The following is a 16188-nucleotide window of genomic DNA, read 5'->3' on the forward strand; positions in this document are numbered from 1 at the left end:
ATTCTTCCGGCAGGCACCGACAATTCCGCCGGCCGACCGGCAGACGACAGACCGGCCGGAGCCGACAGACCAATCGGCCGGCAGTCCCGGCCCACAGACCGATCGACAACCCCGCCGCACAGACCGGCCAGCTGGCCCGCCGCGCTACACCGTGTACACCGCGCCCGGCTCGGCCAACGTCACCGGCCCCGGGAAAGACTCCGTCGCATCCGTCAACACCCCGTCCCGGTCCGACCAGGGCAGCACGTGCGTCAGCACCAACCGCCCCACCCCCGCCTCCGCCGCGACCGCCCCCGCCTCGTGCCCGCTCATGTGCAGGTAGTTCGCCCGCCCCGCCTGCTCCCGCCAAGCCGCATCCGCCAACAGCAAGTCCGCCCCGCGCGCCAGCTCCACCAACTCGGGACAAGGCACCGTGTCCCCGGTGAACACCAGCGACTTCCCCGCGATCCCCACCCGGAACGCGTACGCCTCGCAGATGTGCCGCATCGGCGCCACGTCGACCGACACCTCCCCCACCTCGAACCGACCCGCCTGCAACGGCACGAAGTCGTAGGTGTCCGTCAACCGCAGCGACGCCAGCTCCTCCTCCGACGACGCGTGCGCGTTGGCCAGCCGCCCGGGCGCGTGAGAGGGCGCGAACACCGGCAGCCGGCCGAACGACGGCGGCGGGGACGGGTGGTGGCGCAGGTACGTCGTCAGCGCGCTGAAGTCGGCGCAGTGGTCCAGGTGCAGGTGCGACAGCAGGACCGCGTTCAGCCGGTACGGGTCGCAGTAGCGCTGGAGCGCCCCGAAAACCCCGCCGCCCAGCTCCACCGCGAGCCGCACGCCACCCGCCTCGACCAGGTACCCGGACGTGGGCAGATCGGGTCCGGGAGCACTTCCCGCGCAGCCGAGGACGGTCAATTGCATGGTCGAAACGATAGCAGTCCGCGGGCACGGCAAAATTGCGGAAACCGGGTGGACCAAAACCACTCGGGCAATTCATCCGAACGAGACGGAAAAGCACTCCGGCATCCCGAACGCATCCCGGTAACGCATCCGGGAACGCAGCCGAACGTGAAAGGTGGGGAGCCCGGCGAAGGGCTCCCCACCGGGTGAAGTCACGCCCAGAGGTGGCCGTCGAGCCGTTCGGCCGCCTCGTCCAACGTCCCCGCGTACGCGCCGGTGGACAGGTACTTCCACCCCGCGTCCGCCACGACGAAGGCCACGTCGGCCTGCTCACCGCGCTGCGCGGCCTTCTCCGCCACGGCCAGCGCCGCGTGCAGGATGGCGCCGGTCGAGATACCCGCGAAGATGCCCTCGACCTCCAGCAGCTGCCGGGTCCGGCGCAGGGCGTCGTACGAGCCGACGGAGTAGCGGCCCGTCAGCACCTCGGCGTCGTACAGCTCGGGCACGAAGCCCTCGTCGAGGTTGCGCAGGCCGTACACCAGCTCGCCGTACCTCGGTTCGGCGGCGATGACCTGCACGTCCGGCTTCTGCTCGCGCAGGTACCGGCCGACGCCGACGAGCGTGCCGGTGGTGCCCAGGCCCGCCACGAAGTGCGTGATCGTGGGCAGGTCCTTGAGGATCTCCGGGCCGGTGCTCTCGTAGTGCGCACCGGGGTTGGCCGGGTTGCCGTACTGGTAGAGCATCACCCAGTCGGGGTGCTCGGCGGCGAGTTCCTTCGCCCGCGCGACGGCCTGGTTGGAGCCGCCCGCCGCCGGTGAGAACACGATCCGCGCGCCGTAGGCCTGGAGCAGCTGCTTGCGCTCGGCGGAGGTGTTCTCCGGCATCACGCAGACCAGCCCGTAGCCCTTGAGCTTCGCGACCATCGCCAGCGCGATGCCGGTGTTGCCGGACGTCGGTTCCAGGATCGTGCAGCCGGGCTGCAGGCGGCCTTCCCGCTCGGCCTCCTCGACCATCATCAGGACGGGGCGGTCCTTGATCGAGCCGGTCGGGTTGCGGTCCTCCAGCTTCGCCCACAGCCGCACGTCCTTGGACGGCGACAGCCGGGGCAGCCCCACCAGGGGCGTGCCGCCGACCGCGTCGAGCAGCGACTCGTACCGGGCCACCGCGATCAGCCCCCGGCGACGGCCGGGAGGATCGTGACGGTGTCGCCGTCCTTCACCGTCGCGTCGAGACCGCCCGCGAAGCGGACGTCCTCGTCGTTGACGTACACGTTGACGAACCGGTGCAGCGAGCCTTCCTTGACCAGGCGCGCCTTCAAACCACCGTGGTTGTTCTCCAGGTCGTCGATGACCTGCGCGAGCGTGGTGCCCGTGGCCTCGACGGACTTCTGCCCGCCGGTGTGGGTGCGCAGGATCGTGGGGATGGAGACGGTGACAGCCATGCTGGGACCTCCGGTAGAGGAGCCGGGACTTTTTCGGGATCGAGCGTGAGGACGCGCGCTCAGGGACAGTCGGGGGTGTCGTCCGCGCCCGTGTGGGCGAACATGTACGACTCGACGACCTCGACCGGTTCTTCGGTGACGACACCGTCGACGATCCGGTAGGAGCGCAGCTCGTGCGTCTCGGGGTCCCGGGTGGAGATGAGGACGTAGTGCGCCTGCGGCTCGCTCGCGTAGGACACGTCGGTCCGCGACGGGTACGCCTCGGTCGCGGTGTGCGAGTGGTAGACGACGATCGTCTCTTCGTCGTTGGCGCTCATCTCGCGGTGGACGCGGAGCTGCTCCATCGAGTCGAACCGGTAGAAGGTCGGGGAGCGCTCGGCGTTGTCCATGGCGATGAACCGCTCGGGGCGGTCGGAGCCCTCGGGGCCCGCGATGATGCCGCACGCCTCGTCGGGGTGGTCACGACGGGCGTGCGCCACCATCGCGTCGACGAGGTCACGGCGGATCACCAGCACGCCTCCATCCTACGTGGTGGCGGAAGGTGTCCCGCTGTGTGAGAACCCGCACTACGCCGGTTCGCGCTCCACCCCCGCCGCCTGTGAGTAGGCCAAATGCCCGCCGAGGAGCCCGCCGGCGGTGAGCACGCCCATCCCGATCCCCGAGACGGCCCGCCCGACGACCCCGAAGCCGTGGCCGCGCAGCCGGAACGACGTCAGGTAGAGCAGGTTGGCTGCCACGTTGGTCGCCAAGTGCACGAACGCGGTCCGGCGCTGCCGCTCGTCGAGGGTGGCGTACTCGGCCAACCCCGTAGCGATCGCGACCGGCGCGGTCGCGAGCCCCACCCCGATCAGCAGGCGTGCGGCCTTGCCCTCCCCCGGCAGCAGGTCCAGCACGTTGGACGCGGCGTACATGCCCAACGGCACCAGCACCGCCGCCGGGTGCGCGGGGTGGCCCAACGGCTCACCGCGCAGCAACCGGGAACTGCGGATGCCCGAAGGGATGGCCTCCGCCAACGCCCCGGCCGCCCGGTCGAGCGCCTTGTTCTCCTCAACCCACCGCAAAACCCGCGATACCCGGCTCATACCGGACGGGGTACCTCAGCCGGCCGCCGCGAACACGTCGTTCGCCGCCGCGGTGCACAGCGCGTCCAGCGGCACCCCGGTCGCCACCCCGGTGGCCAGCGCGAACACCGTCGACGGCACCCGCACCCCGGCCCGGACCAGCCCGTCCTGCGCCGACATCGCCACCCGCCGGCACCCGGCCTTGTCCAGGTCGGCGTCCACCACGACGACGGTCGCCGCCGTGTCCCCCACCAGGACGACCGCAGGGGGCACCGCGACCTCGACCGCGGCCTCGCCGGCCGGGTACCCGACGTCCTCGCCGACCCCGCCGACCGACGCCCCGCACACGATGGGCACCACCCCGCCGGCCACCGGGAACCCGTGCCCGCGCTCGGCCAGCCACCGCACGACCCCGTTGGCCGAGGCGGCCGACTCCGAGACGACGACCCCGTGGACCCGCTGCACCAGCGCGGACGGGTCGAGCAGGTCCAACTCCCGGGTCCCCACGGGCGCGCCGCGGGTGTCGACGCCCGCGACCACCCCGCCGGGGGCCAGCACGACCGCCGCCCCGGCCACCCGTCCGAACAGCATCAGTCCATGACCGCCTCGACCAGCGTCTCCTGCACCCACGTCAACCAGTGGTAGACGCCCAGGTGCGGCGAGCGCGGGTCGTCGGGCGGGAGTTCGTCGGGCATGTCCTCCTGGACGTCCAGCGCCGTCCCCAGCGCCAGGCGGACGTCGTTGAGCGCCGCCAGCCAGGCCTCCGCCTGCGCGGACGCCAGCCGCACCTCGCCGCCGTCGGCCGGGCACGTCTCCAGCACCACCGCGGCGGCGGCCGTCTTGGCGTCCAGCAGGTCCGGCTCGTGCAGCGAGCGCAGGGCGTTCGCCGAGTCCACTTCGGCCGGATCGGGCGCGTCGGGGTCCAGGCGGTGGAAGTCGGGCAGCAGCCGGCCCAGGATCGGGTCGTCCGGCGGGGTCGACGGCCCCGTCCGGATGCCGGTCAGCTGCGCCAACTCGTCCTGGGGCGCCTCCTCGGCGCGGGCCAGGAGCATGTCCTGGATCTGGCTCACCAGACCGCGCACCACGGCGGCTTCCTGCCGGTCGAAGCGGCCGACCACCGCGTCGCCGGCCCGCGTCCACTTCCTCACGACGAACGCTGCATCGTCGCCCAGAGGCCGGCCGCGTGCAGTTTCGCCACGTCCGCCTCCACCTTGTCCTTCGAACCGGATGACACGATCGCCTTGCCCTTGTGGTGCACGTCCAGCATCAACTTCGTCGCGTGGTCCCGGCTGTACCCGAACAGCTTCTGGAACACGTACGTCACGTAGGACATCAGGTTCACCGGGTCGTTCCAGACGAGCGTCTGCCAGGGACGGTCCTCCGTGCGGACGTCCACCGGCGACGGGTCAACCTGCGTCCGCTCATGCTCGACGGGCGTGGTCATACCGCCAATGGTGTCATGTTCCGGTCCGTGGCGGAGCCCATAGGGCCACCTGCCGCCTCCGCGCGGCGCCCGAGCCTAGGCTTCTGGCTCATGTCGACGTCGCTGTTCACGGACCACTACGAGTTGACGATGCTCGCCGCTGCCCTGCGCGACGGCACCGCCGACCGGCCGTGCGTCTTCGAGGTCTTCGCCCGCAGGCTGCCGGAGGGCAGGCGGTACGGGGTGGTCGCGGGCACCGGGCGGCTGCTGGACGCGATCGAGGCGTTCCGCTTCGGCGAGGCCGAGCTGGAACTGTTGGCGCGCACCGGGGTGGTCGACCGGGCGACGCTGGACTGGCTGGCCGGCTACCGCTTCACCGGCGACGTCGACGGGTACCCGGAGGGCGAGCTGTACTTCCCGGGGTCGCCGATCCTGTCCGTGCGGGCCCCGTTCGGCGTGGGCGTGGTGCTGGAGACGCTGGCCCTGTCGATCCTCAACCACGACAGCGCGATCGCCTCCGCCGCCGCCCGCATGGTGGGCGCCGCCAACGGCCGCCGCATGATCGAGATGGGCTCGCGCCGCACCCACGAGGACGCCGCGGTGGCCTCGGCGCGCGCCGCGTACCTGGCGGGGTTCACCGCGACGTCGAACCTGGAGGCGGCGCGGCGGCACGGCATCCCGACCGCGGGCACGTGCGCGCACGCGTTCACCCTGCTGCACGACAGCGAGGAGTCGGCGTTCCGGAGCCAGGTCGAGGCGCTGGGGCCGGGCACGACGCTCCTGGTCGACACCTACGACATCACCAACGGCATCAAGACCGCGGTGGAGGTCGCCGGTCCCGAGCTGGGGGCGATCCGGATCGACTCGGGCGACCTGGGCGTGCTGGCGCGGCAGGCCCGTGACCAGCTGGACTCCCTGGGTGCGCGGAACACGCGGATCGTCGTGTCGGGCGACCTGGACGAGTACTCCATCGCCGCGCTGCGCGCCGAGCCCGTGGACGCTTACGGCGTGGGCACGTCAGTGGTGACGGGGTCGGGTGCGCCGACCGCCGGGATGGTCTACAAGTTGGTCGAGGTCGGCGGTCGTCCGGTGGCCAAGCGCTCGTCGCACAAGGAGTCCCGTGGCGGGGGCAAGAGCGCGGTGCGGCGGCACAAGGAGACGGGGACCGCGTTGGAGGAGGTCGTGCACCCCGCCGCGGAGCCGCTGTCGCTGGGGCCGCACGACCGGGTGTTGCCCGTGCCGCTGATCCGCGGTGGACAACGGGTGGAGGGGCTCGACACGCTGGCGGAGAGCCGGGAGCGGTTGCGCGCCGCGCTGGTGAGCGTGCCGTGGGAGGGTCTGAAGCTGTCCCGCGGCGAACCCGCCATCCCGACCACGTTCCTGTAGGGAGTTGCAGATGGCCAAGGCACTGATCGTGGTGGACGTCCAGAACGACTTCTGCGAAGGCGGGTCGCTGCCGGTCGCCGGGGGCGCGGCGGTGGCGGCGGCCATCTCGGCGCACCTCGCGTCGGGCGGCTACGACCACGTGGTGGCGACCCGGGACTACCACATCGACCCGGGCGCGCACTTCAGCGCGAACCCGGACTTCGTGGACTCGTGGCCGGTGCACTGCGTGGCCGGGACGCCGGGCGCCTCGTTCCACCCGGAGTTGGACGTGACGCCGGTGGAGGCGGTGTTCTCGAAGGGGGCGCACGCGGCGGCGTACTCGGGGTTCGAGGGGACGGCGCGGAGCGGTGAGGGCTTGGCGGAGTGGCTGCGGGCGCGCGGCGTGACGTCGGTGGACGTGGTGGGGATCGCGACCGACCACTGCGTGCGGGCGACGGCGCTGGACGCGGCGGCGGCGGGCTTCAGCACCACTGTGTTGCTGGACCTGACGGCGGGCGTGGCGGCGCCGACCGTGGACACGGCTTTGACCCAGCTCCGCGAGGCAGGCGTTTCGCTGACCGGCACCCCGGTCGTGGCGTGATTCCCTGACCGGCACGCCGGTCACCGCCTCGCCGGTCGTCGCGCGCTTCCGTAACCGCTTGGCCGGTCGCCGCGCGCTTCCGTAACCGCTTGGCCGGTCGCCGCGCACCTCCGTAACCGCTTGGCGGTCGTCGCGTGCTTCCCTGACCGCCATGCCTGGCTTTGTCGTACCCCGGTGGTTGAGTGCGCGTACGGGGGTGCTCAGCTCGGGAGCACCCCCGCGACGCGCTGCCCTCGTTGCTCTTACGGCGTGGGCGCGCAGGCGGTCTCGCCGACCTTGACCGTCCCCCTCACGCCGGACTCCTCGGTGAAGCGGAAGTGCATCAGGGTCAGCGCGATGCTGCCGTCGTTCGGCTCGGGCAGCACGACCTCGCTGAACGTCACCCGCGCGAGCACCGTGCCCGCCGTGCTCTTCACCTCGTGCACGTAGTTGTTCGGGATCTGCTCGGGCAGGCCGGGGAACCCGCTGAGCCCGCCGAGCGACCAGCCCGCGGTGGTGCCGGCGTCGGTCGCGTCGCAGGTCACCTTCCACTTGCCGACCTTCAGGCGCGGGCCGCCCGCGGACATCAGCGCGGACAACTCGAAGCCGGTGCCGTTGGCCTCGGACTTCGTGGTGGTCGTCTGGTCGTCCGGGTTGACCACCGTCGTGGTGCACGACGACTCGCCGGGGCCGAACTTGATGCCCGGCCGGGTGATCGCCGGGGACGACGCGGTCGTCGGACCCTCGACCGCGCAACGCGCCTGCGGCGGCAGGACGACCTGCTGGTCCGCCTTGGTGAAGTCGGCCGAGCCGGTGGACGCGACGCCCGCCGGTCCCGCCGCGAGCGCGGGTGTGCCCGCCGCGCCGATCGCGAGCGCCGCGGCCACCGCCCCGGCCCGGCGCGCGATGATGTGCATCATGGGTTGCCCTTCTCGTGACGCTATTCCCCCAAGTAATCGTCAGTGGGCCGACGCGCGCTGACGATTCGCCGGGGACATCACTCGGGAGTGGAAATGGAATACACGATCGGGTGACTGATAACGCCCCGCAATCGGCCAGTTCTGTGCAACAAGCGGGTCGATCAGGACGATCAGGACGGAATGCGCATCGGCAATGCCGTCGAAAACGCCACCGGCAACCCGACCAGCCTTTCCAACGCCGCCCGCACCCGGCGCGCGGCGGCCCCGTCGCCGAACGGGTTGCGCCCCGGCGGCAGCCGCAGCCGCGAGCCCAGCACCCAGCCGGCCTCGGCGAGGATGCGCGTGACGTCGGTGCCGACCAGCCAGGCGCACCCGGCGTCGACCGCCGGCATCCGTTCCGTGGTCGACCGCAGGACCAGCACCGGCACGCCGAACGTCGGCGCTTCCTCTTGCAGGCCGCCGGAATCGGTCATGATCAAGGAGGAGCGTCGCAGGGCGCGCACCATGTCGGGGTAGTCCAACGGCTCGCAGACGACGATCCGCCCGTGGTCGCCCAGCACGCGTCGGACCGCCGTGCGAACGGTGGGGTTGGGGTGGACGGGCAGGAGCACGCGGATGTCCGGGTGCCGGTCGGCCAGCGCGCGGACCGCGTGCAGCACCCGTTCCAGGGGTGCACCCCACGACTCACGCCGATGCACGGTCACGAGCACCAACCGGCCACCGGTCGCGTCGAGCTGCGCTTCCAGGTCCACCAACACCGGGTCCCGTGCGGGCAGATCGGCTTCGGCCACCAGCCGCACCGCGTCCACCACGGTGTTCCCTGTGACCACGATCTCCGCGACGGGCGGGGCCTCGCTGACCAACGCCGACGCGGCGTCGTCCGTGGGCGCGAGGTGGAGGGCGGCGATCCGGGCGATCATCTGCCGCGTGCCTTCTTCCGGGAACGGCCCACCGAGATCCCCCGTCCGCAGGCCCGCTTCGAGGTGCACGACCGCGATCCCCCGGTAGAACGCGGCCAACGCGCCCGCCAGGGCAGTGGTGGTATCCCCTTGCACAACGACAACGGCCGGATCGCGGACCCGCAACACTTCGTCGAACGCAGGCACCAGCCGTGACAACAACTCGGCCTGACTACCCGTGATCCGCGGGACTTCGAGGACGACATCGGCCTTGAGATCGAAGGCATTCAGGGCCTGCTCGACCATGCCCACGTGCTGTCCACTGTGGACGATCGTGGGCCGCAGCACCGGGTGGTCGGCCAACGCCAGGGCCACCGGTGCGATCTTCACCGCTTCGGGTCGGGTACCCGCGAGCAGCAGAACTTCCTTCACCAGACTCCTCTGTCAGCAGGGAACCTCCCACCCATCTCGGGTACGGTGGAAGGCACTTCACAGACCACTCAGGACAGTCGGCGCAACATCACCCCATCGAGCGACATACAGGATCTGCGACCAAACCACGCGCCACGCGTCCCGTGGAGAGAAAGGAACGCGGGCCCGGCACCGGCCACCCGCTCCCACCACCCGCCGCACCCTCCCGACCGAGCACCCCGCCGCCACCTGCGCCCCGCCAGCGCCCCCGGCACACGCCACCGCCGACCACCCCCGCCCGCCTGGGCTCGCCCACCGCAGGCACCGGGCGGAATGCGCGAATCGAGGGGCCGGGTTGGGCAGACAGAGGTCGCGAGCCCGGTGGGGCTGGGCCTGCCAGCGCGACGGGACCAGGTGCGGGACGGGGCGTGGAGGCGAGGCGGCGGCGACCGCTGGAGCGCGGTGCGGCGGCGACCGCCGGTAGTGGGGTGGAGGCGACCGCCGGGGCGCGGGGCGGCGGCGAACGCCGGTAGTGGGGCGGACCTGTCCCGCACGCACGCCGGAAGTGGAGCGGGGCGGAAGTGCTCCGCATGGCGGGCGTGGGGCGGGGTGCTCCGGACGCGCACCCGGTTGTGATGGCGCCCCGCACCCACGCCGGAGCACAGGGGCGGGAGCGGGCCGCCCGAGCGAGCCACCCGAGCGAGCGCCCGAGCGAGCCACCCGAGCGGGTGGCCCGAGCGGGTGGCCCGAGCGGGTGGCCCGAGCGGGTGGCCCGAGCGGGTGGCCCGAGCGGGTGGCCCGAGCGGGTGGCCCGAGCGGGTGGCCCGAGCGGGTGGCCCGAGCGGGTGGTGGGACTGGGTGGGGCCGCGCTGCGCCCACGCCGAGGGAGGTGGCGTGGGTGCAGCGGCGGCGGGGTGGGGTATGGGAGACGCGGGGTGTGGTCGGAGTACGGGTGGGGTGCGGCGCCCGGGGAGTTGGGGCAGTGCCGCCGGGCGCCGCCGGCATCAGGGGGTTTGGGGGGATCGGCGGCGGCGGGTGGCGTGGGTCAGGAGGGTGCCTGCCACCAGCAGCACCACGGCTGCGACCACCCACCACGTCACGCTCGCACCGGTCGCCGCCAACGAGCCCACGCCCGTCCCCACGGCGACCCCGGTTCCGGGGACCTTGTACACGCCGACCGCCCCTCAGGCCATCGCCTGACGGCGGCGCAGGACCACCGCACCTGTCGGCACCGCGACCAGGCCCAGCAGACCCAGGCCGATCCACAGACCCGCACCCGACGCCATGGGGATCGGCAGGCCGGCCGGGCCGCACGTCGCCGACGACACGACCACATCACCCGAACCCAACGCGCCCAGCACGCCGCCGATCAACGTCAGGTGGACCGCGTTCACCGTCAGGCTGCCGTCCTTGTTGCGGATCTGCTCGTTGAACACCAGTTTCGCGATGTCCACGCCCAGCAGGTCGACGTCGACCACGGTGTTGGGCGCGGGTTCCGCATCGACCGTGCCCAGCTTGCCCAGGGACAGGCCGACCAGCTCGCTGCCGCCGGTCACGCCCTTCTGGGTCGCGTCGCACCGGGCCTCGACGACCTCGGCGGTGATCGGGCCCGCCGCCGACGCCAGGAGGTCCAGGCGCACGTCAGCCGTCACCGCCCGCGAGTGGACGCCGCCGGTCTTGTCGTCGCGGGTCGCCGACGCGTCCAGCACGCCGGTCTTCAGCACGCCCGGCACGTCGACCGCGGCGAACGTGCCCGACGTCGGGCCGTTCGCGTCGGCGGCGGCGAACGGACCCGCCGACACCGCGCTCCCGCCCAGCAACGCCAGCTCCAGCTTCGCTGCGTAGGCGGACGCGTCACCGGGGGCGGCGGACGCGGGCGTGGCGCCGGCCAGCAGGGCGGCCAAGGCGGTCAGACCCGCCAAGCCCGTCATTCGCACACGCATGGATCTCCTCTCTCGGGACGTTCTCGGGCTCGCGACTCGACGTCCCCACCGATCAACCGGGAGAAGCAGGGCCAGGCGGGGCGCGTCGGGCACCTCGGGGAGTGCACGGTGCGAGCAATTGCCCCTATCGGCGTTCCACCCGTCGGATTAAGGGTTGCTGACCGTAAAGGGGGACGGCGTCCACTCGAACCGCCCAACTGCGGACACGCAGAGTCGATCAGCCGCCTGAAAGTCCCTCGTGTTCTCACCCGATCCGGCAGTGAGGACCACCAGCCAAGCCGCCGATGACCTTTCGGGTAGCCCGATCGGGCGGTCCCCGGACGGATGAAAGGACTCTCCCGTGGCGTTTGCCGTGCCCCGGACCGAACACCTCAACCGGGTGGTGGTCGTCGCACTGGTGGTGGCCGCCGCCGGGCTGGTGCTGCTGCACCGCGCCTACCGGACGGTCGAGATCGCGTTGTCCGGACTGGTCCTGACCGTCCTGAGCAACGACGGGGTCGCGGTGGTCGCGGAGCGCCAGACCGTCTACTTCGGACTCGGCTCGGACACGCCGCTGGGCCTGCGCATGACGCCGGAGTGCACGTCCGCGTTCCTCGTCCTGCCGTTGTTGCTGGTCGGCGCGGTGATGATCGCCCTGCGACCGCGCATCACCAGACGGGTGCTCTCCGCGCTTGCCGTTGCCACCACGGCCGTCGTGGTGGTCAACCAGCTGCGGGTGCTGACGCTGGTGGGCCTGGTCGACGCGCTCGGCGTGGACACCGGCTACTACTGGGGCCACACCCTGCTCGGCTCGATGGTCAGCGTCTTCGGCGGCGCGGCGGCACTGGTGGCGTTCGTCTGGTTGGCCACCCGGAAGTGAGCCCCCCGGACGTGAGCCTCGACGTCGTCCTGGGCTTCACCCAGGCCCTCGCCCTCACGATGAGCGTCGCGTTCCTGACCTACGTCTTCCTCATCGTCGTGCCCTACCTGCGGCACAAGCCCGCGCCGACCGGCCGCCCCGACCGGTTCGAGTGGCACTTCCTGGTGCCCTGCCGGGACGAGGAGGCGGTCATCGGCGACACCGTCCGCTACCTGCGCAGCACGTTCCCCATCGCGCACGTCTGGGTCATCGACGACGACTCCGACGACGCCACCGTCGGCGTGGTAAGGGCTTTCCGCGGTGACAAGCACATCCACCTCGTCCGGCGCTACCGCCCGAACGCCCGCACCGGCAAGGGCGACGCCCTCAACGACGCCTACCGCACCCTCAAGCTGTGGATGGGCCGGCACGCCGACGCCGACCGCGCGGTGGTGGTCGTGGTGGACGCCGACGGCCGGCCCGCGCCCAACTGCCTGGAGGTGTGCGCGGCGGACCACCTGTTCGGCGACCCGACGATCGGCGCCGTGCAGGTCGACGTCCGGATGGTCAACACTGGCGTCCGGCAGAGCGGTGTGCGGTGGTGGCGGTCGGTGTTCAGCGCGCTGCTGGTCCGCATGCAGGACCTGGAGTTCCGGACGGCGATCGCGGCGATCCAACTGTCCCGCGGGGTCACCGGCACGATCTCCATGGGCGGCAACGGCCAGTTCACCCGCCTGTCCGCGCTGGACGCGATCGCCGGGCCGGGTGGTCGGCCGTGGCGCGGGTCGCTGCTGGAGGACTTCGAACTGGGCGTGCACCTGCTCACCGCCGGCTGGCGGACCGGGTTCTCCATGGACACCCACGTGCAGCAGGAAGGTCTCTACAGCCTGCGGCGGTTCCTGGCGCAACGGACGCGCTGGGGCCAGGGCACCATGCAGTGCATGCGGTACGTCCGCCGGATCTGGGAATCGCCGCACCTGACCACGCTGGGCGCGGCGGAGATGATGTACTACCTGGCCCAACCGTGGCTGCAACTGCTCGGCACCCTGATCTACCCCGTCCCGCTGGTGCTCCTGGCGCACCGGGCGGTGACGTCACCGGCCGAGGTGTGGCAGTGGCTGGCGGAGGGCGCGTGGATCCTGTTCGCGGTGTACGGGTCGTTCGGGCTGCTGCCGTTCGTGCTGTGGGGGCCGGTGTACCGGGCGCGCTGCGAGCCGACCGTCAGCAGGAGCCGGGCGCTGGTCTACGGCTTCGGCTACGCCCTGTACATCTACACCTTCTACATCACGTCGTGGCGTGCACTGACGCGGTTGGTGCGCGGTCGCAACGGCTGGACCAAGACCCGGCGCAACACCGAGCGCGCCACGGGGAAGGTGGCGCTGGACACGTGAGATCCGCGACTTTGTAGAGCTTCGACAAAGACCGAACATGTGATCGGCGGTTAACCTCCGCAGACGAAGTCGATCCACGGGAGGTCACTGTGTCCGTCCTCGCTGTCCCCGGTCGCCGCGTGCTGGCCGACCTCGTGCCGGGTTCGCTGGCCCGTGACGTCGCGCTGGTCGTGGCCGGCGCGGGGTTGACCGGCTTGGCGGCCCAGGTCGCGCTGCCGGTGCCGGGCAGCCCGGTGCCGATCACCGGGCAGACGTTCGCCGCCCTGCTGGTGGGGGCCGCCCTCGGGTGGCAGCGCGGTGGGGCGTCGATGGTGCTGTACCTGATCGCCGGGGTCGCCGGGGTGCCGTGGTTCCAGGGCGCGTCCTCGGGGATGCCCGCCTCGCTCGGGTACGTCGTGGGCTTCGTGTTCGCGGGCGTGCTGGTCGGCCACCTGGCCGCGCGGGGTGGTGACCGGACGCCGCTGCGCACGGTCGGCACGATGGCGCTGGGCAACCTGGTGATCTACGCGTTCGGCGTGCCGTGGCTGATGGCCGCCGCGAACGTGGGCTTCGGCAAGGCGCTGGCCCTGGGTGTCACGCCGTTCCTCATCGGCGACGCCGTCAAGATCGCCCTCGCCGCGGGCCTGCTGCCGGCCGCGTGGGCGCTGGTGAAGCGCAAGTGACCGACCACGTCGCCTTACCGGGCGAGACGGCACCCGGCCTGGGTCGTGGCGCGCCACGACCCGGGCCGCGCGCTCCGCGAAGAGCACCGGGAGGCCGCGGTCGACGTGGGAAGGCGCGTGCCGGCCGCGTTCTGACGCGGGGAGGGCGTGCTTCGGCCGGGTACTGGCGTGGGAAGGCGAGTACCGGCCGGGAACCAGTGCCGGCCGAGTTCCGATGTGGAAGGCGAGTGCCGGCCGAGTTCTGACGGTGTCGCCGGGTACCGTCTTCGCCGTGCCGTCCACCACCGCGATCCCCGACACCAGAACGCTGCTCGCCGTCGCCGTGGAGGCGGTGGGCGGAGCCGAGCGCGAGGGCCAGCTCGCGATGGCCGAGGCGGTGGAGCACGCGATCCGCACCGGCGAGCACCTGGCCGTGCAGGCGGGCACCGGCACCGGCAAGTCGTTGGCCTACCTGGTGCCCGCCATCCGGCACGCGGTGGCCGAGGAGTCCACGGTCGTCATCTCCACGGCCACCATCGCGCTCCAGCGCCAGCTCGTGGACCGCGACCTGCCGCGCCTGGGCCAGGCCCTGCGCAAGGAACTTGGCCGCGAGCCCCGGTTCGCGATCCTCAAGGGCCGCCGCAACTACCTGTGCATGCACCGCGTCCACACCGGGGCGCCGGACGAGCCGGAGGACGCGGGCCTGTTCGACCCGTTCGCCGTGTCCCGCCTGGGCCGCGAGGTGAAGCGGCTGCACGAGTGGTCCTCCGACACCGAGACCGGCGACCGCGACGAACTGGTCCCCGGCGTGAGCGACCAGGCGTGGAAGCAGGTCTCGGTCACCGCCCGCGAGTGCCTGGGCGCGGCGAAGTGCCCCGTCGGCCAGGACTGCTTCGCCGAACGGGCCCGCGCCGAGGCCGGCAAGGCGGACGTCGTCGTCACCAACCACGCGATGCTCGCGATCGACGCGTTGGAGGGCTACCAGGTGCTGCCCGACCACGACGTCGTCGTGATCGACGAGGCGCACGACCTGGTGGACCGGGTCACGTCGGTGGCGACCGAGGAGCTGAGCGCGTCCCTGGTGGCCACGGCCGCGCGGCGGTGCGGGCGGCTGATCGACCAGTCCGTCGCCGACCGGATGGCCGAGGCCAGTGACGGCCTGGGCATGATCCTGGAGGACGCGCCGGTCGGCCGCCTCGACTCGCTCCCCCAGGCCCTGGCGGGCGCGCTGCGGGCGACCAAGGACGCGGCGCACGCGTGCATCACGTCCCTGGGCCCGGACCGCAAGGAGGACGTCGAGGGCGCCACCGCGCGCAAGCTCGCCCTGTCCCTGCTGGACGAGGTGCACGACAGCGCGGCGCGCATCCTGGAGGCGTTCGACGACGACCACGACGTGGTGTGGGTGTCCGGCGACTCCGGGGTCAACCGGACGCCGTCCCTGCGCGTCGCCCCGTTGGGAGTCGGCGGGTTGTTGCGGGAGCGGCTGTTCGGCAAGCGGACCACGATCCTGACGTCGGCGACCTTGACGTTGGGCGGCACCTTCGACACCTTGGCGCGCCAGTGGGGTTTGCCCACGTCGTCGGCTTCTCGGAAGGCCGAGGGGACCGCTACGGACAAGGAGCCGCCGTCGGACGCGAGTCAGCCGCGTTGGCAGGGTCTGGACGTCGGGTCGCCGTTCCAGCACGGCAGCAGCGGCATCCTGTACGTGGCCCGGCACCTCCCGCCGCCCGGGCGGGACGGGCTGCCACCGTCCTATGTGGACGAATTGGAGGAGTTGGTCAACGCGGCGGGCGGGCGCACGCTGGGGCTGTTCTCGTCCATGCGGGCGGCGAAGGCGGCGACCGAGGCGTTGCGGGGGAAGCTGGAGTACCCGGTGCTGTGCCAGGGCGACGACTCGACCGGGCAGTTGGTGAAGCGGTTCGCCGAGGACCCGCGCACCTGCTTGTTCGGAACGCTGTCGTTGTGGCAGGGGGTGGACGTGCCGGGGCCGGCGTTGCAGTTGGTCGTGATGGACCGGATTCCGTTCCCTCGTCCGGATGATCCGTTGGCTTCGGCGCGGCAGAGGGCTGTGGAGTCGCGTGGGGGTAATGGGTTTCTGACGGTGGCGGCCACGCATGCGGCGTTGCTGTTGGCGCAGGGGGCGGGGCGGTTGTTGCGGTCGATGAACGACAAGGGTGTGGTGGCGATTCTGGATCCGCGATTGGCCACGGCCCGGTATGGCGGGTTCTTGCGGGCTTCGCTGCCGCCGTTCTGGACCACTTATGACCCGGAGGTCGTGCGGGCGGCGCTGAAGCGGTTGGACGCCGCGCAGGGGTCTTAAGCCTCCGGCTGTACCGGGCTGACCTGCGGATTCAACAAATCCTCGGCGTTGGCCGCCTACCTTCTCC

General features: G+C 72.0%; 18 protein-coding genes. 6 read left to right on the forward strand and 12 right to left on the reverse strand.

Annotated features, from left to right (window positions below; all coding sequences use genetic code 11):
* Nucleotides 1–144 precede the first annotated feature (144 nt).
* The 8 genes from RIN75_RS23380 to clpS all read right to left on the reverse strand — a co-directional run bounded on the left by RIN75_RS23380 (nucleotide 145) and on the right by clpS (nucleotide 4834).
* A complete protein-coding gene (locus RIN75_RS23380; protein ID WP_309114139.1) occupies nucleotides 145–909 on the reverse strand; it encodes an MBL fold metallo-hydrolase in 765 nt (254 codons plus the stop codon).
* A 191-nt stretch (nucleotides 910–1100) separates the two neighbouring features.
* Nucleotides 1101–2051, reverse strand: coding sequence for a cysteine synthase (locus tag RIN75_RS23385; protein WP_309114140.1), 951 nt, complete (start codon nucleotides 2049–2051; stop codon nucleotides 1101–1103).
* A 5-nt stretch (nucleotides 2052–2056) separates the two neighbouring features.
* Nucleotides 2057–2329, reverse strand: a complete 273-nt coding sequence (locus tag RIN75_RS23390; protein WP_309114141.1) for a MoaD/ThiS family protein — start codon at nucleotides 2327–2329, stop codon at nucleotides 2057–2059.
* Between the two features lie 59 nt (nucleotides 2330–2388).
* Nucleotides 2389–2844 carry a M67 family metallopeptidase gene (locus RIN75_RS23395; RefSeq protein WP_309114142.1) on the reverse strand — a complete coding sequence of 152 codons (456 nt, stop codon included), beginning with the start codon at nucleotides 2842–2844 and terminating at the stop codon, nucleotides 2389–2391.
* A 51-nt stretch (nucleotides 2845–2895) separates the two neighbouring features.
* Nucleotides 2896–3411: a DUF2231 domain-containing protein gene (locus RIN75_RS23400; RefSeq protein WP_309114143.1), complete on the reverse strand. Its 516-nt coding sequence runs from the start codon at nucleotides 3409–3411 to the stop codon at nucleotides 2896–2898.
* A 15-nt stretch (nucleotides 3412–3426) separates the two neighbouring features.
* Entirely contained in the window at nucleotides 3427–3981 is a 555-nt protein-coding gene (locus tag RIN75_RS23405; protein WP_309114144.1) for a P1 family peptidase, read from the reverse strand.
* On the reverse strand, nucleotides 3981–4538 hold the full coding sequence (locus RIN75_RS23410) for a DUF2017 domain-containing protein (protein WP_309114145.1): 558 nt from the start codon (nucleotides 4536–4538) through the stop codon (nucleotides 3981–3983). The genes RIN75_RS23405 and RIN75_RS23410 overlap by 1 nt, the downstream gene beginning before the upstream one ends.
* Nucleotides 4535–4834, reverse strand: coding sequence for an ATP-dependent Clp protease adapter ClpS (gene clpS, locus RIN75_RS23415; protein WP_121222535.1), 300 nt, complete (start codon nucleotides 4832–4834; stop codon nucleotides 4535–4537). The genes RIN75_RS23410 and clpS overlap by 4 nt, the downstream gene beginning before the upstream one ends.
* 90 nt (nucleotides 4835–4924) lie before the next feature.
* Here clpS and RIN75_RS23420 point away from each other — a divergent pair, with 90 nt between their 5' ends.
* Nucleotides 4925–6199, forward strand: a complete 1275-nt coding sequence (locus RIN75_RS23420) for a nicotinate phosphoribosyltransferase (RefSeq protein WP_309114146.1) — start codon at nucleotides 4925–4927, stop codon at nucleotides 6197–6199.
* Nucleotides 6200–6209: 10 nt separating this feature from the next.
* The gene (locus RIN75_RS23425; RefSeq protein WP_309114147.1) at nucleotides 6210–6779 is read left to right on the forward strand and encodes an isochorismatase family protein; all 570 of its coding nucleotides are present in this window, start codon (nucleotides 6210–6212) and stop codon (nucleotides 6777–6779) included.
* 242 nt (nucleotides 6780–7021) lie between these two features.
* On the opposite strand, the gene RIN75_RS23430 is transcribed toward RIN75_RS23425, so the two are convergent.
* From RIN75_RS23430 to RIN75_RS23445, 4 genes are all read right to left on the reverse strand, one after another.
* Nucleotides 7022–7678, reverse strand: a complete 657-nt coding sequence (locus RIN75_RS23430) for a hypothetical protein (RefSeq protein WP_309114148.1) — start codon at nucleotides 7676–7678, stop codon at nucleotides 7022–7024.
* A gap of 170 nt (nucleotides 7679–7848) precedes the next feature.
* Nucleotides 7849–9009: a non-hydrolyzing UDP-N-acetylglucosamine 2-epimerase gene (wecB, locus tag RIN75_RS23435; protein ID WP_309114149.1), complete on the reverse strand. Its 1161-nt coding sequence runs from the start codon at nucleotides 9007–9009 to the stop codon at nucleotides 7849–7851.
* A gap of 983 nt (nucleotides 9010–9992) precedes the next feature.
* Nucleotides 9993–10160: an LPXTG cell wall anchor domain-containing protein gene (locus RIN75_RS23440; RefSeq protein WP_309114150.1), complete on the reverse strand. Its 168-nt coding sequence runs from the start codon at nucleotides 10158–10160 to the stop codon at nucleotides 9993–9995.
* A gap of 12 nt (nucleotides 10161–10172) precedes the next feature.
* Complete coding sequence (locus tag RIN75_RS23445; RefSeq protein WP_309114151.1) at nucleotides 10173–10931, reverse strand: choice-of-anchor P family protein; 759 nt, start codon at nucleotides 10929–10931, stop codon at nucleotides 10173–10175.
* A gap of 340 nt (nucleotides 10932–11271) precedes the next feature.
* On the opposite strand from RIN75_RS23445, the gene xrtP reads away from it, so the two are divergent.
* The 4 genes from xrtP (at nucleotide 11272) to RIN75_RS23465 (ending at nucleotide 16121) form a co-directional block, all read left to right on the forward strand.
* Nucleotides 11272–11790 (forward strand): exosortase P, encoded by a 519-nt coding sequence (gene xrtP / locus RIN75_RS23450; RefSeq protein ID WP_309114152.1) that lies wholly within the window; start codon nucleotides 11272–11274, stop codon nucleotides 11788–11790.
* Between the two features lie 59 nt (nucleotides 11791–11849).
* Nucleotides 11850–13160, forward strand: a complete 1311-nt coding sequence (locus tag RIN75_RS23455; RefSeq protein WP_309114199.1) for a glycosyltransferase family 2 protein — start codon at nucleotides 11850–11852, stop codon at nucleotides 13158–13160.
* Between the two features lie 89 nt (nucleotides 13161–13249).
* A complete protein-coding gene (locus RIN75_RS23460; protein WP_309114153.1) occupies nucleotides 13250–13822 on the forward strand; it encodes a biotin transporter BioY in 573 nt (190 codons plus the stop codon).
* 364 nt (nucleotides 13823–14186) lie between these two features.
* Nucleotides 14187–16121, forward strand: coding sequence for an ATP-dependent DNA helicase (locus tag RIN75_RS23465; RefSeq protein WP_309114200.1), 1935 nt, complete (start codon nucleotides 14187–14189; stop codon nucleotides 16119–16121).
* Nucleotides 16122–16188 lie beyond the last annotated feature (67 nt).

This window comes from Saccharothrix sp., assembly GCF_031180885.1.
In the GTDB taxonomy this organism is placed as follows: Bacteria; Actinomycetota; Actinomycetes; order Mycobacteriales; family Pseudonocardiaceae; genus Actinosynnema.

Excerpts from the sequence above, each read along its gene's own strand:
- RIN75_RS23380 (WP_309114139.1), bottom strand. The coding sequence starts at position 909 with ATGCAATTGACCGTCCTCGGCTGCGCGGGAAGTGCTCCCGGACCCGAT.
- RIN75_RS23390 (WP_309114141.1), bottom strand. The coding sequence starts at position 2,329 with ATGGCTGTCACCGTCTCCATCCCCACGATCCTGCGCACCCACACCGGC.
- RIN75_RS23400 (WP_309114143.1), bottom strand. The coding sequence starts at position 3,411 with ATGAGCCGGGTATCGCGGGTTTTGCGGTGGGTTGAGGAGAACAAGGCG.
- RIN75_RS23405 (WP_309114144.1), bottom strand. The coding sequence starts at position 3,981 with ATGCTGTTCGGACGGGTGGCCGGGGCGGCGGTCGTGCTGGCCCCCGGC.
- clpS (WP_121222535.1), bottom strand. The coding sequence starts at position 4,834 with ATGACCACGCCCGTCGAGCATGAGCGGACGCAGGTTGACCCGTCGCCG.
- RIN75_RS23420 (WP_309114146.1), top strand. The coding sequence starts at position 4,925 with ATGTCGACGTCGCTGTTCACGGACCACTACGAGTTGACGATGCTCGCC.
- RIN75_RS23425 (WP_309114147.1), top strand. The coding sequence starts at position 6,210 with ATGGCCAAGGCACTGATCGTGGTGGACGTCCAGAACGACTTCTGCGAA.
- RIN75_RS23430 (WP_309114148.1), bottom strand. The coding sequence starts at position 7,678 with ATGATGCACATCATCGCGCGCCGGGCCGGGGCGGTGGCCGCGGCGCTC.
- RIN75_RS23445 (WP_309114151.1), bottom strand. The coding sequence starts at position 10,931 with ATGCGTGTGCGAATGACGGGCTTGGCGGGTCTGACCGCCTTGGCCGCC.
- RIN75_RS23455 (WP_309114199.1), top strand. The coding sequence starts at position 11,850 with ATGAGCGTCGCGTTCCTGACCTACGTCTTCCTCATCGTCGTGCCCTAC.
- RIN75_RS23465 (WP_309114200.1), top strand. The coding sequence starts at position 14,187 with ATGGCCGAGGCGGTGGAGCACGCGATCCGCACCGGCGAGCACCTGGCC.